This window comes from Tritonibacter sp. SIMBA_163, from assembly GCF_046535935.1.
GTDB lineage: Bacteria > Pseudomonadota > Alphaproteobacteria > Rhodobacterales > Rhodobacteraceae > Epibacterium > Epibacterium scottomollicae.
Map to the genome: position 1 here is coordinate 307228 of NZ_JAWJBP010000001.1, position 15117 is coordinate 322344.

General features: G+C 62.4%; 15 protein-coding genes. 5 read left to right on the forward strand and 10 right to left on the reverse strand.

Annotated elements, in window-relative coordinates; translation table 11 throughout:
• From bfr to R0J92_RS01390, 5 genes are all read right to left on the reverse strand, one after another.
• A complete protein-coding gene (gene bfr, locus R0J92_RS01370) occupies positions 1-486 on the reverse strand; it encodes a bacterioferritin (RefSeq protein ID WP_106162183.1) in 486 nt (161 codons plus the stop codon).
• Entirely contained in the window at positions 440-727 is a 288-nt protein-coding gene (locus R0J92_RS01375) for a bacterioferritin-associated ferredoxin (protein WP_106162184.1), read from the reverse strand. The genes bfr and R0J92_RS01375 overlap by 47 nt, the downstream gene beginning before the upstream one ends.
• 207 nt (positions 728-934) lie before the next feature.
• A complete protein-coding gene (locus R0J92_RS01380; RefSeq protein WP_411050477.1) occupies positions 935-2203 on the reverse strand; it encodes an imelysin family protein in 1269 nt (422 codons plus the stop codon).
• A 59-nt stretch (positions 2204-2262) separates the two neighbouring features.
• A complete protein-coding gene (gene hemP / locus R0J92_RS01385; RefSeq protein WP_243394926.1) occupies positions 2263-2409 on the reverse strand; it encodes a hemin uptake protein HemP in 147 nt (48 codons plus the stop codon).
• A gap of 387 nt (positions 2410-2796) precedes the next feature.
• Positions 2797-3624, reverse strand: a complete 828-nt coding sequence (locus tag R0J92_RS01390; RefSeq protein ID WP_411050478.1) for a LysR family transcriptional regulator — start codon at positions 3622-3624, stop codon at positions 2797-2799.
• Positions 3625-3719: 95 nt separating this feature from the next.
• Between R0J92_RS01390 and R0J92_RS01395 the strand changes: the two genes are divergently transcribed.
• Entirely contained in the window at positions 3720-4619 is a 900-nt protein-coding gene (locus R0J92_RS01395) for an MBL fold metallo-hydrolase (RefSeq protein ID WP_411050479.1), read from the forward strand.
• Positions 4620-4706: 87 nt separating this feature from the next.
• On the opposite strand, the gene metG is transcribed toward R0J92_RS01395, so the two are convergent.
• The 3 genes from metG to R0J92_RS01410 all read right to left on the reverse strand — a co-directional run bounded on the left by metG (position 4707) and on the right by R0J92_RS01410 (position 8548).
• Positions 4707-6428, reverse strand: a complete 1722-nt coding sequence (gene metG / locus R0J92_RS01400; protein ID WP_411050480.1) for a methionine--tRNA ligase — start codon at positions 6426-6428, stop codon at positions 4707-4709.
• 248 nt (positions 6429-6676) lie between these two features.
• Positions 6677-7903: an MFS transporter gene (locus R0J92_RS01405; protein WP_106162334.1), complete on the reverse strand. Its 1227-nt coding sequence runs from the start codon at positions 7901-7903 to the stop codon at positions 6677-6679.
• A gap of 243 nt (positions 7904-8146) precedes the next feature.
• The gene (locus R0J92_RS01410; RefSeq protein ID WP_106162189.1) at positions 8147-8548 is read right to left on the reverse strand and encodes a rhodanese-like domain-containing protein; all 402 of its coding nucleotides are present in this window, start codon (positions 8546-8548) and stop codon (positions 8147-8149) included.
• Between the two features lie 176 nt (positions 8549-8724).
• Between R0J92_RS01410 and R0J92_RS01415 the strand changes: the two genes are divergently transcribed.
• On the forward strand, positions 8725-9771 hold the full coding sequence (locus tag R0J92_RS01415; RefSeq protein ID WP_411050481.1) for an aldo/keto reductase: 1047 nt from the start codon (positions 8725-8727) through the stop codon (positions 9769-9771).
• Positions 9772-9860: 89 nt separating this feature from the next.
• Here R0J92_RS01415 and R0J92_RS01420 read toward each other — a convergent pair whose 3' ends face one another.
• Positions 9861-10892: a GlxA family transcriptional regulator gene (locus tag R0J92_RS01420; RefSeq protein WP_106162191.1), complete on the reverse strand. Its 1032-nt coding sequence runs from the start codon at positions 10890-10892 to the stop codon at positions 9861-9863.
• Between the two features lie 134 nt (positions 10893-11026).
• On the opposite strand from R0J92_RS01420, the gene R0J92_RS01425 reads away from it, so the two are divergent.
• The 3 genes from R0J92_RS01425 (at position 11027) to R0J92_RS01435 (ending at position 14082) form a co-directional block, all read left to right on the forward strand.
• The gene (locus R0J92_RS01425; RefSeq protein WP_106162192.1) at positions 11027-11944 is read left to right on the forward strand and encodes a 3-keto-5-aminohexanoate cleavage protein; all 918 of its coding nucleotides are present in this window, start codon (positions 11027-11029) and stop codon (positions 11942-11944) included.
• An 87-nt stretch (positions 11945-12031) separates the two neighbouring features.
• Complete coding sequence (locus R0J92_RS01430) at positions 12032-12595, forward strand: lipocalin family protein (RefSeq protein WP_411050482.1); 564 nt, start codon at positions 12032-12034, stop codon at positions 12593-12595.
• Between the two features lie 11 nt (positions 12596-12606).
• A complete protein-coding gene (locus tag R0J92_RS01435; RefSeq protein ID WP_411050483.1) occupies positions 12607-14082 on the forward strand; it encodes a carnitine 3-dehydrogenase in 1476 nt (491 codons plus the stop codon).
• A gap of 162 nt (positions 14083-14244) precedes the next feature.
• Here the strand turns inward: R0J92_RS01435 and R0J92_RS01440 are convergent, their stop codons facing one another.
• Positions 14245-15114: a helix-turn-helix domain-containing protein gene (locus R0J92_RS01440; protein WP_411050484.1), complete on the reverse strand. Its 870-nt coding sequence runs from the start codon at positions 15112-15114 to the stop codon at positions 14245-14247.
• Between the last annotated feature and the right edge of the window lie 3 nt (positions 15115-15117).

A 15117-nucleotide genomic window follows, 5' to 3' on the forward strand; every position in this document is an offset into this window, starting at 1 on the left:
TTACTCGGTTTCGTCCATCTTGGAGGCGTTGAGATGCGCGTAGTTTTCGGCGCCAACGCGGTCGTGCAGTTCAAGCTGTGTCTCCAAGAAATCGATATGGCCTTCTTCGTCCGCCAGAAGCTCCTTGAACAGGTCTTCAGAGACGAAATCACCATTGGTCCTACAGTACTCGGCCGCTTCCTTGTAGAGGGCGCGGGCCTCTTGTTCTGCGGCCAAATCGCACTCCAGGGTTTCCTTTGGCGACTGGCCGATGCGCAGCGGGTCAAGCGTTTGCAGGTTCGGGTGACCTTCGAGGAAGATGATCCGGTCGATCAACTTGTCCGCGTGGTTCATCTCTTCGATGCTTTCCTCGCGGCTCTTCTTGGCCATGTGACCAAGGCCCCAGTCCTCCTGCAGGCGATAATGCAGCCAGTACTGGCTGACGGCTGTCAGCTCGCTCCTAAGTGCCTTGTTGAGATATTCGATGACTTTGGGGTCGCCCTTCATAATTGCTCTCCGGAGAAATGGCTGTTCGTAGGGACTGCAGATGCGCAGGTACACTTACCTTAGCGTTGGCGCGCATGGTGTCCAGAAAGAGCGACATGCAGCCGCCACAATCCGCCTTCTTGCCGAGTGCGCGGTAGATTTTTCCAGGCGTTATAATGGTTTGCGGGTCAGACGCCCGCATCCAGTCAATGGCTGCATGGATGTCGTGATCCGAGATTGATGTGCAGTGGCAGATGATCATGACGGGGCGCCGATCCTAAGAGATTCTGTAGGCTACTTGCTTGTGATAATATCTGACTAAAAGAATTAGTTTTCAAGATCAAACAAGACTGAAACGCTCAGGAAATCGTGAAGAGGCGTGTCACCGCGCATGCGAGAGGGTCAATGCACAACAGGAGCCGGGCGCGGGGCGCGGCTCCTGTTTCGATCTAGATGATCGGTTTACGATTTACTGAAAAACCGCTGTCGGGTTGTCGAGCGAGTCGGATCCTTCGATCGCCACATCGCTCAGGTCCAGCACGGCCACGGCACGTTCGATCGAACGGGTCTGGTCCACCAGCGCATCGACGCCACCCATGACCAGTGCTTCGCCCGCTTCACTGCCTTGCGCCAGCATCTGGTCGTAGGAGAAACCAGCCTCGGCAGCCGTCTTGATGCGGCCCAGCTTCATCATGGTGGTGGAGAGCTTGCCGGTCAGTTCTGCATTCAGTTCAGAATCTGCGGCCTCGACCAGATCGGCCAGCGCCGGACCGGACACCACTTCGCCGTTCACCCGCACATATTCGCCAAGGTAGACGTTCTGGATGCCCAGACCATCATAGTAGTGGCTGTTGTGGGTGTTGTCGGAGAAGCAGTCGTGCTCTTCCTCGGGATCGTTCAGCATCAGGCCAAGGCGCATCCGCTCGCCCGCCTGTTCGCCGTAGGACAGCGAGCCCATGCCGGTCAGGATGGTGGTGATGCCTGCATTCTCGTCCGAAAGTACGGTTTCGCGCGCTTCGCCGTCTTCGGCCCATTGTGCGGTGATCCACTCAAGATCGGACACCAGCAGGTCGGTTGCGGCCTTCAGGTAGGCGCCACGGCGGTCACAATTGCCGTTGGTGCAGTCGTCACCGGCGGCATAGTCGGTCCAGGCGCGATCGCCAGCGCCATGTTCGGTGCCGTTCAGATCCTGACCCCAGAGCAGAAATTCGATGGCGTGGTAGCCAGTGGCCACATTCGCTTCGACGCCGTCGGCCTCATGCAGGGTTTCGCCAAGCAGTTCCGGCGTGATGTCAGAGGCATCAATGGCCTTGCCAGAAAGGCTGAACTCGGGGTTCGCAATCACGTTGAGTGCGGCTGCGGCGTTCTCGTCGGTGGCACCGCCGTAAGAGGCATCCACATAGTCGATCAGCCCTTCGTCCAGCGGCCACGCGTTCACTTTGCCTTCCCAGTCGTCCACGATGGCGTTGCCAAAACGATAGACTTCGGTCTGCTGGTAGGGCACGCGCGCCGCCAGCCAGGCGTGTTTCGCGGCCTCGAGGTTTTCTGCAGACGGCTCGGCAACCAGCGCATCAACCGCAGCTTGAAGGGCCTTGGCGGTGATCAGGCTGTCTTCATACTTGGCTTCGGCGATATTGGCATAGTTGGTCAGAACCTCAGCCTTGGAAGCGGCGAAAGCAGCCGTTGTGCCTGCGGTCAAAGCCAGAAGGGCGGCACCGGTGAGAAGCGGCGTTTTCATGAATGGGATCCTCGTTGGACGGAAGTGAGTTGTCGGCGCAAAATGGGCCGGGGTGAATATTATTTGGTCAGGATCAACTTGCCCGCGCGGGTGATGCGCAGTGAATAGATCTGACCGTTCAGAAGAATGCGCGCCTGCACACCGCCGCGGGTCAGGTCCTCGGCGTGGTAGGTCGGGTAGGTTTCAGGCTGTGCGGCGGCTGCCATGTCTGCTTGGGAAATCGGTTTCAAGTTACTCATCGGGCAAGCCTCTGTTTCTGTTCCGCCGTGTCGAACAGCCATTCAAGGCAGAAAACCTGCGCAGGGAGGGCGTCAGAAAGGACGTCAGACCACAGCTCTGGCAGCGGCAGTCGATCTGCTTCGCGGTCGGTATGCGACGGGATGTGGCCAGGTGGATTCAACATGTGCGGGACGCAGTGTTCGGGTTGTCGGCTGGCCTGTGTCAGGAACAGGTTGGCTGGATTGGCTTATTCCTGATTTATTTGGTCGGATATGTCAATCTGATAATTTTGCTAAGGAAAAGGAAAGCCGGCGTCCGCAAGCCGGGTGTCCAACCGAGGAGAACGGATGCATTTTGACGCGCATGACCGACGGCTAGGCGACAGCAGCGGAAAACGCCTCGATCAGCGCATCCATCACCAGACGCACCCGTTGCGGCACGTGGCGCCGGTCCTGATACACGAGGTAGAGGCCCAGCTGCGCTTCGACACCTGCGGGCGGTGGCCCGAGGTCCAGTGCGCCGGTTCTGCCGTCCTCTTCACAGAGCGACAGCGGCAAACACGCCCGCGCCACGCCAGCCAACGCCAGATGGCGGGCAAGGCTGAACGATTCGCAGTAGGCCCGTCCGGCACGGCGTGGCATTGGCAGGTGGCGGCTGAGTGGGCCGAGCACCGGCAGAGTATCGTCCTGCAACCGCCCCGGCGGCGCCACCAGACGCACGGGCATTTGCGACAGCAGTCGTGCAATCAAATTGGCGCTGCCCGGCCGGTTGCCCCGCAGCGCGATATCAATGCCATCCTGCACAAAATCGGTAGGGCGATCCTCTACCGTGATGTCGATGTGAATGTTTGGGTGACGGTCCAGAACCCGCACGGTCACCTGCGCCAGCCGGTCCATGGGCAGGGCGGTGGGCACGGACAGACGCACCGGACCGCTGGCGCTCTGCGTGGATGATACCAGCGCGCGGGCGGTTTCGATTTCCGACAGGGCAAGGCGACACCGGTCGAGGAACAGCGCGCCCTCTGCAGTGAGCGCGGTGCTGCGGGTGGTGCGGTCCAGAAGCCGCACGCCGAGGCTCTGCTCCAGCGCGCGGATGCGGCTGGTGACGGTGGAAGGGGGCAGTCCGAGCCGACGGGCCGCCGCCGCAAAGCTCAACTGGGTCGCCACTTCGGCAAAGGTCTCGATGTTCTGAAGATCATTCATTGCGCGATAATCTCGTTTAAGCTGTCCGATATTATTCCGATTATTCACTCAAGCGCGAGGAGGTATTTGCAGATCATCAGATTTTGGAGGACCAGATGAAGAGACGTACACTTCTAAAGACCACTGCTGCTGCGGCCATGGCGACCGGACTGCTGCCCGCCATGGTGCGCGGCGCGGCCCCGTTGATCTCGGTGCGGTGGTTGGGCGGCGCGATGATGGAGATCGACGCGGCGGGCCTGCGTATCCTGACCGATCCCTGCTTGGGCGAGGGGGAGGCGGCTTTTGTCATGGGCGATCCGAACGAGATGTTTGACCTGACCAAAGGGCCCAACGTCAAGTCCCATGCGCGGCTGACGCCCTTTCCGGAGCTGGCGCGGCAAACCTATGATCTGGTGTTGCTGAGCCATGCCCATGAGGACCACTTTGACCAGAAGGCGCAGGCCTGGCTGGATCGGAGCCTGCCGCTGCTGGCGCCCGAACATGACACGGCCGCGCTGCGTGACAAGGGCTTTGCCGCGCAGGCCCTGCGCCATGGCAGCACCCGGCACTTCAACGCGCCTGATGGTGAGGTCCGGGTGACCGCGCTGCCTGCCATCCATTCGCAGAACCCGCAGGTCGCGGATATGCTGGGTCTGGGCAATGGCTACATGATCGAGGTGCGCCGGTCTGGCCGCGTGCAGAGGATCTACTGGGCTGGTGATACCTTCCTGGTCGATCCGGTCGCACAGGCCCTGTCGCAGCAGGACACCCCGGATCTGTTCATCCCCCATATCGGCGCGGTCGGCGGCACCGGCGCGCTGGGGCAGCTGTCCCTGGACGGTGGGCAGGCGATGGAATTTGCCGCCCAGGTCGGCGCGAAGGCGATGCTGCCGGTGCATCACTCCACCTATGCGCTCTATCAAGAGGGGCCGGAGGTGCTGCAGGCGCGCCATGTAGCAGAGGGCCCGCACTGGAGCCTGCTCATGCCCGGTGAAGGTGCGACGGTCACGCTCTGAGCGTCGCTCCGGCCCGCCGTGGCGTGATCCCTGAAACGAAAAAGACCGCCCCGATGGGCGGTCTTTGTATTTCTTCGATCCGGTTGATCAGTCCTTGCGGACCCCGGCAAAGCGGTCCTGCCACTCTTCGCGCTGCTCGTCGGTGATCTTGGCAAAGAGCACCTCTGGCACGGTGAAGGCGTGGCCTTCGGGCAGGGCGGCCAGCGCGGCGGCGACGTCCTCGGGCCAGCTGCGATCCTCAGTGCCGAGGGCTGCAAACAGGCGGTCAGAGGCTTCGGGAATGAAGGGCGCCGACAGCACAGCATAAAGGCGGATGAGGTTAAGGCCAAGACGCACCTGCGCGGCGGCGCGCTCGGGGTCGGTCTTGAACATCGACCAGGGTGCGGCGGATTGCAGGTATTCGTTGCCCGCCACCCAGATCGCCCGCAATTCCTGCGCCGATTTGCGCACTTCCATCGCTTCCATGTGGCGCTCGTAGGCGCCGATGCGGGTGGTCAGCTCGTCGATCAGCGCCTGTTCCTGTTCGCCCCATGCGCCGCCTTCGGGGACTTCCTCGCCAAACTTGGACCGGCAGAACTTGGTGATGCGCGAGACGAAGTTGCCCAAGACATCCGCCAGATCCTTGTTCACCGATTGCTGGAAATTCTCCCAAGTGAATTCGGAATCAGAGCTTTCGGGCGCGTGGCTCAGCAGCCACCAGCGCCAATAGTCCGCCGGCAACAGCTCCAGCGCCTGATCCATGAACACGCCGCGCCCCTGCGAGGTGGAGAACTGGCCGCCGTCGTAGTTCAGGTAGTTGAAGGACTTCAGGTGGTCGACCATCTTCCACGGCTCGCCGGAGCCGAGAATGGTCGCCGGGAAGGACAGCGTATGGAAGGGGACGTTGTCCTTGCCCATGAACTGGACGTATTTCACATCCTCCGCGCCCTTGTCCGTGCGCCACCAGCGCTGCCATGCGTCATCGCCCAGCCCCTTGGTCTGGGCCCATTCGCCGGCGGCTGCGATATATTCGATCGGTGCGTCGAACCAGACGTAGAAGACCTTGCCCTCCATGCCCGGCCAGTCCTGATCGCCGTTCTTCACCGGCACGCCCCAGTCGAGGTCACGGGTGATGCCACGGTCCTGCAGGCCGTCGCCGTCATGCAGCCATTTCTTGGCGATCGAGGTGGTCAGGATCGGCCAGTCCTTCTTGCTGTCGATCCACTGGTCGAGCTGGTCGCGCATCGCCGACTGGCGCAGGAACAGGTGCTTGGTCTCGCGCACTTCCAGATCGGTGGAGCCGGAGATTGCCGAGCGCGGATTGATCAGGTCAGTCGGATCGAGCTGCTTGGTGCATTCCTCGCATTGGTCGCCGCGCGCTTTCTCAAAGCCACAGTTGGGGCAGGTGCCCTCGATGTAGCGATCCGGCAGGAAGCGGCCATCGGTGTTGGAATAAACCTGTTTTTCAGACACTTCGGTGATCAGCCCGGCCTCGGCCAGCTTGCCCGCGAAATGCTGGGTCAGCGCGTGGTTCTGCGGGCTGGAGGAGCGCCCGTAGTGGTCAAACGACAGGCCAAAGCGGTTGGCGATGTCGGTCTGCACCGCGTGCATTTCGGCGCAATACTCCGCCACCGGCTTTTCCGCCTTGGCGGCGGCCAGTTCGGCGGGGGTGCCATGTTCGTCGGTGGCACAGAGGAACATAACCTCATGGCCGCGACCCCGGTTGTAGCGGGCATAGAGATCCGCCGGCAGTTGGCTTCCCACAAGGTTGCCAAGGTGCTTGATCCCATTGATATAGGGCAGTGCAGAGGTGATCAGAATTCGGGCCATATCGTCCATCCACGTCGCTTGTCTGGCCGTCCGTCTATCCCATGCGGCATTGTACGAAAACCCCATGTTATGAGGCGATGTGAAGAAAGCGTTGAATCTGCCGCAAGTTGGGGCGGCCCTCTGGCATCGCGGCCCTCCGCGCGCGCGAGATCAACACCCGAGACATGTGCGCATATTCCTGGGAGCTGCGAGACATCGCAACAGGCACGCGCGGCCCCTGTTGGAGGCGCACATGCGTGACGGCGCGGCTATTGCCGTCCTTCGCGGGCGCGTTTCAGCATCTTGCCGATGGTGAAAGAGGTGCGCGGCGCATAGACATAACGGGTGCGTTCCTCGGGCGCGGCGCGTGCGCGCATCCGTGCCAGACCAAAGGCGATCAAGCCCGCATGCCCCACTGCAACAAAAGCAAACAGCGCTCCGGGGCCGAAGGCTTCGATCAGCGCCGAGGCAACCAGCGGCGCGGCAATGGCGCCAGTGGCGTAGAAAAACATCAAGGCCGCCGACAGCTCCACCCGCTCCTCCGAGGTGGCAAAGTCATTGGCGTGCGCGGCAGAGACCGAGAAGATCGGCACGGTCGTCAGGCCAAACAGCATGGCCGACAGCATGATGGCCCCGGTGCCGCCGCTGCTGGCCGGTAGGGTGATGGCGCAGGAGATGATCGATACCCCCGACAGCCAGATCAGGACCCAGCGCCGGTCGAATTTATCCGCGAGCCAGCCCATCGGATATTGTGCCAGCGCGCCACCCAGAACAAAGGCGGCCAGGAAAAATGCGATCTGATCGACCGCGAGCCCGACCTCCTGGCCATAGATTGGCCCAACCATGCGGAAGGAGGCACCGCTGAGCGCGGCCACAAGCACCCCGGCCACACCAAGCGGAGAACACCGCCAGGCCAGGCGCGGCCGCAAGCGCGCAGCCGCGGGCATCTTGGGCTGGCTGGCGCGGGTCATCATCAGCGGCAGCAATGTTGCACAGCACAGGATCGCCAGCAGATTGTAGGATACGTAATGCGCCGGAGGCAGCACGGCGATCAGCAGCTGCGCGGCAAGCGAAGCGCCGGTATCGGCAATCCGGTAAAGACCTGAGGTCCGGCCGCGGTTCTCATTGGTGACCTTGGCGTTGATCCAGGCCTCGATCACCGTGTAGCAGCCCGCCACACAGAGGCCGGAGGCAATGCGCATGGCTGCCCAGGCATAGGGGTTTTCGGTCAGCGTATGCGCCAGCAACCCCATCGCGCCCAATGCGGTGCAGACCGCAAAGGCACGCGAATGTCCGACCCGGCCCATCAGCCGCGGCGTCCACCAACAACCGATAAAAAATCCAAGGAAATGCGCCGAGCCCAAAAGGCCGATCTGGCGGTTGTCAAACCCCAGCGCCGCGCCGGACAATGCGTCCAGCGGGCCAACCCCGCCCGTAGAGAGCTGCAGCAAGATGACGGACAGGAAGAGGGCGGCGAAGGATAGGATCGTGCGCATGACAGGCCCGACCATAGGGGCCTGTCCCGCGGCTGCAGTTGCGTTTTCGACAGCGACTGTCGTTTTTCTTGCAATGTGGCCGATGCGGCGCGGTTTTGTCCGACGTCTGGATGCCCGACAGCCGAAGACCGGATGTGACTTGCGGGTGTTTAAGACAGGCTGTCATGCCGCCGACCACAGGGCACCGGCCTTCATGATGGCGGGAAAACCGCATTCCTTACAGGATCTAAGGGCGCGCCGGGTCTACCAGTGATAGGGCGTCATCGGGCCCTGTGCGTCCATCCAGGCGTCAAGACCGAGCCGCAGACAGAGCACGTTCTGCAACCCCATGTCGGCGGCGATGCGGGTGCTCAGCGCCGAGCGCCAGCCATTGTCGCAATAGAAGATGAACACCGCCTCTCGGGAGAAAACATCGCGGGCAAAGGGGCTGTCCTGATCAAGCCAGAATTCCAACAGGCCGCGCGGGCAGGAATGTGCGCCCGGGATTACGCCGGTCTTCTCCAGCTCGCGAAAAACCCGAAGATCGATGAACTCGGCATTCTTGCTGTCGTGCATCGCCAGGGCGTCCTCGACCGACACAAAGGAAATATCCGCCTCTGCTTCGGCCACGAGATCCTGGTAGCTCTTGGTGGAAATAAACGTCATCAGTGTCCTCCTATGGTTCGGGAGTTGCCTTGACAGTATACCACTGCGTACAACCTTGAGGTGTCAAAATCCTAAGCGATGGTTAACGGCAGGCGTCCTCTCGGGCGTGCAGTTGCTTGCATTGCCGTCTGGTCCGACTAGGGTCCGCACCGAACAGGACTGCAGGAGACCATGCAATGAAGATGAACCAGCTTGGCCGTACGGAGATGAAGGTATCGGAGCTGTGCCTCGGAACCATGACGTATGGGACCCAGACCGAGGAGGCGGATGCCCATGCCCAGATCGACATGGCGCTGGCGGCGGGGATCAATTTCCTCGACACCGCAGAGATGTATCCGGTGAACCCGATCCGGCTGGAGACGCTGGGCCGCAGTGAAGAGATCCTCGGCACTTGGAATGAAAAGACCGGGCGGCGGGGTGACTATATCCTGGCCACCAAACATTCGGGCGAAGGTTCGGTCGCGCGCGACGGTGCGCCGATCACGGCGCAGACCATCGGGGCAACGGTCGAGGCGTCCTTGAAGCGGTTGAAGACCGACTATATCGACCTCTACCAGTTCCACTGGCCCAACCGCGGCAGCTATATGTTCCGCAAGAACTGGACCTACGACCCGACCGCCTCAAGTTATGATCGCGCACAGGTCATTGCGGATATGGAAGACTGCCTTGGCGCGCTGCAGGCGCAGGTGGACAAGGGTAATATCCGCGCCTTCGGCCTCTCGAACGAGAGCGCCTGGGGCACGGCGCAATGGCTGCGGCTGGCGGAACAGGGTAAAGGGCCGCGCGTGGCGTCGATTCAGAACGAATACTCGCTGTTGTGCCGCCTCTATGACACTGATCTGGCAGAGCTGAGCCATTACGAGGATGTGGGGCTGTTGTCCTTCTCTCCCCTGGCGGCGGGCTATCTGACCGGGAAATATCAGGGCGGCGCGGTGCCTGCAGGCTCTCGCAAGTCGATCAACGAGACCATGGGGGGGCGTCAGTCCGACCGGGTCGAGGCGGCGGTGGCGGCCTATCTTCGGATAGCGGCAGATCACGGGCTGGACCCGGTGCATATGGCGCTGGCCTGGTGCAAAACGCGGCCGTTCATGGCCTCCGTGATCTTTGGCGCGACCGATCTGGATCAGCTGGCACATATCCTGAAGGGGGCGGATCTGGAGCTGAGCGCGGAGGTTCTGGAGGCGATCGATCTGGCGCATCGCGCGCATCCGATGCCGTATTGAGCGAGGGGAGGGGGCGCTGCCCCCTCTTGCCCCTTTGGGGGCAATTCACCCCCGAGGTATTTTTGAAAAGATGAAGAGCGGGGGAAGCTCTAGTTGGTGCTGTGGCTGGCGTGGCTGTTGGCCTGCATCACGGGATAACCTGCAAAGGCTGTCTCGGTTCCGCTTTGACGTAGCTCTCGCGCTGACAGACCATGGGCAGTGCGGAAGGCGCGCGCGAAGGTGGATTGCGAGGTGAAGCCGGTGGCCACCGCGATCTCCATCAGCGGCAGGTTGGTGTCGGTGACCAGTCGGCGGGCCTCGGCCAGACGCAATTGCAGGTAGTGGTCCTGCGGCGTCGTGTTCAGGCGCAGGCGGAATTGCTGCTGCAGGCTGCGCGGGCTGGTGCCCAGCACCTCGGCGATTTCCGCCAGGGGTTTGGGATCATCCAGCGCCGACTCCATGATCGCATTGGCCTTGGCGGTGAGCGCATTATGCTTGTGATGGCCCAGACGGCTCTGGCTGCGCTGGGGCGAGGCGATGCCGTCATAGAGGAACAGGCCTGCCACGCGAGAGGCAAAGCCGTGGCCGTGGCGGGCGCTGATGATATGCAGCATCATCTCGATCGCCGGCGTGGCCCCACCGGAGGTCAGCCGCGCATCCGAGACGGTGAAGCGATCCGTGCGGCAGTGGATGTCGGGAAAGCGGGCGGAGAAATTCTCCAGATCTTCCCAATGGGTGGTGGCTGCGTGGCCATCCAGCAATCCGGCCTCTGCCAGCAACCATGGCCCGCCGTCGATCCCTGCGATGGTGGCGCCGGTGCCGGCAATGCGGCGCAGACCGGCCAGCAGGCTCGGGGTGGCGTGGCGGGCCAGCTGGAACCCGGCCACGACGATCAGCAGATCGCAGCCATCGAGCCGCGCCAGCGGCGTTGTCGGCACCGTGAGGCCCGAGGTCAGCATCGGTGGTTCGGATGTGGCGCTGATGTAGTCCCAATCGAAGGCCGCTCGTCCGGCCAGCCGATTGGCCGCGCGCATCGGGTCAACCGCGGCGGCAAAGGAGAGTGTATTGCACTCGTCCATCACCAGAACGGCGGTCTTGAGCGGGCGGTTCTCCGGCTGGAGTATGTTTTTTGCGGATTTCATCAACTTCGATTCGCTTAAGGTAAACTCTTGCGGCCAAGGCTGAGCGAGAGTCACGATCAGCGCAAATTGGAATCCGGGGAGAAGCCTGGGGATAACCCGTGGCACAACCCTGTACATCAGAGGGAAAATCAAAAATGCCGCTTTCGATGAACCGCGAGGTCTTTATCACCTGCGCCGTGACCGGCTCCGGAGGCACCCAGGATCGCAGCCCGCATGTGCCCCGCTCGCCGAAAGAAATCGCCGACAGCGCCATCGCTGCGGCCAAGGCCGGGGCGGCGATCGTGCATTGCCATGTGCGCGATCCTGAAACTGGCGCGCCCTCGCGCGACCTTGGGCTCTATCGCGAAGTCACCGACCGTATCCGTGACAGCGACACCGATGTGGTACTGAACCTCACCGCCGGAATGGGCGGCGATATCACCTTTGGCGGCGTCGAGAAGCCGCTGCCGGTCAAGGCCGAGGGCACCGACATGATTGGTGCCACCGAAAGGGTGGCCCATGTGGCCGAGTGCCTGCCGGAGATCTGCACGCTGGATTGCGGCACCATGAACTTTGCCGAGGCCGACTATGTGATGACCAACACGCCCGGCATGTTGCAGGCGATGGGCAAGATGATGACGGATCTGGGCGTGAAGCCGGAGATCGAGGCCTTTGACACCGGCCACCTTTGGTATGCCAAGCAGCTGGTGAAGGACGGCGTCCTTGAGGCGAACGCGCTGGTGCAGCTCTGCATGGGGGTGCCGTGGGGCGCGCCGAATGACCTCAACACCTTCATGGCGATGGTCAACAATGTGCCCGACGACTGGAACTGGTCGGCGTTCTCCCTGGGGCGCGATCAGATGGCCTATGTGGCGGCCTCGGTGCTGGCGGGCGGCAACGTGCGGGTCGGGCTGGAAGACAATCTCTACCTCGACAAGGGCGTACTGGCGGAGAACTGGCAGCTGGTGGAGCGTGCTGGCACCATCATCTCCAACCTCGGTGCGCGGGTGATCACCCCGGCAGAGGTGCGTACGCGGCTTGGTCTGACCAAACAGGCACCTGTGGCGAAGTAAGCAGCGACAACATGGGAACTCTCTCCGGGGCATGGGCGTTTCGGTCCTGATACCAAACTCAAACCCAGATCCCCGGAGGTCCCGTTCATGAACATCCGTCATCAGATCCGCACCCTGCTTGCCACTGCCTGTTGCCTGACTGTCGTCAGCACCGCAGCGGCGGCGGATGGATATCGCGACACGTCCGTCGTGATGACTGTGGAAGAAGATCTCGACCTCTCGCAGTACTTGGGCACCTGGTATGAGATTGCCCGTTTCCCTAACAACTTCGAGATGGGGTGCGAGGGCGTCACCGCGCAGTACTCCGCGCGCGAGGATGACCGGATCGACGTGGTGAACCGCTGTTACCGAGAAGGGCTCAATGGTCCGCTTGATACGGCAGAAGGGGTCGCCCGCGTCGCGGGACCGGGACGGCTGGAGGTGAACTTCGTGTCCTGGCTCCGGCTGTTGCCCTTCACCTGGGGGGACTACTGGGTGCTGGATGTGGATGCGGAGTATGAGGTCGCCGTAGTTGGAACTCCGAACGGCAAGCAGGGCTGGATTCTGGCCCGCGCGCCCGAGATCAGCGCAGACAAACTGACCGAGGCGAAATCGGTCCTGCGCAAGAATGGCTATGACATTGGCGCCCTTGAAATGGTGCCGCAGAACTAAGGACCAACGGAATGACAAAAACGGCTGCAATCATTGGCGGTGGTGTGATCGGCGGCGGCTGGGCCGCGCGCTTCTTGCTGAACGGCTGGGACGTGCGGGTCTTTGATCCCGACCCGGAGGCCGCGCGCAAGATCGCGGAGGTGATGGATAACGCGCGCCGCGCCTTGCCGGGCTTGGGCAATGTCGCCCTGCCGGCCGAGGGTGCGATGACGTTCCACGACACCATCGAGGCAGCCGTTAAGGGCGTCGACTGGGTGCAGGAAAGCGTGCCGGAGCGGCTTGACCTGAAGCAGAAGGTTTACGGCGAATTGCAGGCGCATGTTCCGGCGGGCGCGGTGATCGGTTCGTCGACCTCCGGCTACAAGCCGTCTCAGCTGCAGGAGGGGTTCACCAATGCCGCGCAGATCGTTGTCGCGCATCCCTTCAACCCGGTCTACCTGATGCCGCTGGTTGAGGTGGTGACCACCGAGGCGAACAGCCCGGAGATTATCGCCAAGGCCAAGGAGATCGTCAGCGCCATCGGCATGTATCCCTTGCACCTGAAGAAGGAAATCGACGCCCATGTGGCGGACCGCTTCCTCGAGGCGGTCTGGCGAGAGGCGCTCTGGCTGGTCAAGGACGGTATCGCCACCACAGAGGAGATCGACAACGCCATCCGCTATGGCTTTGGCATCCGCTGGGCGCAGATGGGCCTGTTTGAGACCTACCGGGTTGCGGGCGGCGAAGCGGGGATGAAGCATTTCCTGGAACAGTTCGGCCCCTGTCTCAGCTGGCCATGGACCAAGCTGATGGATGTGCCGGAATACAACGACGAGCTGGTGGACCTCATCGCCGGTCAGTCCGATGCGCAGTCCGGCCATCACTCGATCCGTGAGCTGGAGCGCATCCGCGACGACAACCTCGTGGGGATGATGCGCGCATTGGGCGCAAATGACTGGGGCGCGGGTGCGCTGCAGAACGCCCATGACAGCGCGCGCATGCAGGCGGCGGGGCTGGCTCGCAGCATTGACGACGTGGCAGATATCACCCAGCCGATCCTGACCCAGAGCCGCACGGTGCCGCTCGACTGGACCGACTACAACGGCCACATGACCGAGAGCCGCTATCTCGATGCCTTTGCCCAGGCCACCGACCGGCTGATGGAGATCATCGGCTGCGATGCCGAGTATATTGCCTCGGGCGGCAGCTATTTCACCGCCGAGACCCACATCCGCCACATCGACGAGGTGCACGCGGGCCATCCCATTCAGGTCAGAACGCAGGTCATCATGGGCGCAGGCAAGAAGATGCACATCTGGCACGAGATGTTCGAGGGCGACCGCCTGCTGGCGACCGGGGAGCATATGCTGCTGCATGTGGACCTCAAGACCCGTCGCTCCGCACCGCCCGCCCCGCATATCGAGGCCAATCTGGTCAGGATTGCCGAGGCGCATGCGGCCTTGCCCGCGCCCGACGGGCTAGGCCGCGCCATCGGCGCGCCGCGCTAATACGTGTTCTTGTGACTGCAGGCGCGTCCGGGATCGGGCGCGCCATTGCGGCGGGCCCTGCTGCCACCGGGGCCGAGGTCTGGGTGACGGATGCCGATGCCGCGAGTGGCATGCCCGGCTGAGGGCTGCATAGCCCGGCCAACAGGTCGATCAGGCGCGCGCTTAGGTCGTTTCGTCTATTTGTGCCCGCAATGCGCCCACCCGGCGTGGCATCTGCCGCGCGGTGATCGACGCCTCGCGCACCAGCCGATCAAAATGGCCGGTATAGGTCTCCACCCGCTCCCGGTCGCGAAACGCCATGTAATGGCTGCCTGCATAGAAGACACAAAGCAGCGGGCCGAATATGGTCAGCGGCGAGGAATACAACCGCTTGGCATCGTAGAGATAAATCCGCAAACGCGGATAGAGCTGCGTCGTCAATTGCTCCAGATGCTCCAGCTGTTCGATCCGTATCTCGGCAGAGAGACCCTCGTAGTATCCTACCCCTTTGGCAAAACTGTCGATTTCATAGATCGGCATCGCGATCTCATAGTCGGAGCCCGCCTGCCGCATCCATGTCAGCCGATCCTGCGAGGCGCCGATCGCCTGATCTGCGGTGCGGCCCAGATGCGGCGCGTATTCCCATTCCAGCACCGCGCGGGTCTTTAGCATGTCGGGCAGGGTCGCGGGCACATGGCGGATCTTGTAGCCCGCCGCCTCGCGGTGCCACTCGTAGATGCGTTCATCCACCAGCGCCCGGGGCGCTTCGGTCATCGACATCGAGGAGGCCAGCAGCTCGGCCGCACTCTCGGGCCGATCCGACAGGCTCAACAGCCAGTCCGCCGACACGCCAAGGGCCGTCGCGCAGGCGCCGACCACATGGGCGTTGGGCAATCGCGCGCCCGCATCTGTCAGCAGCTGCGAAATAGTGGAGCGATCCACATCAGTGGCCCGGGCCAATGCACTCTGACTGAGATTGCTCTCCCGCAGAGCGCGGTTCAGGCGCTCTCGGAACTGTGCGGCACGCAAACGTTTGTCAATATTTTCTCTCATGTG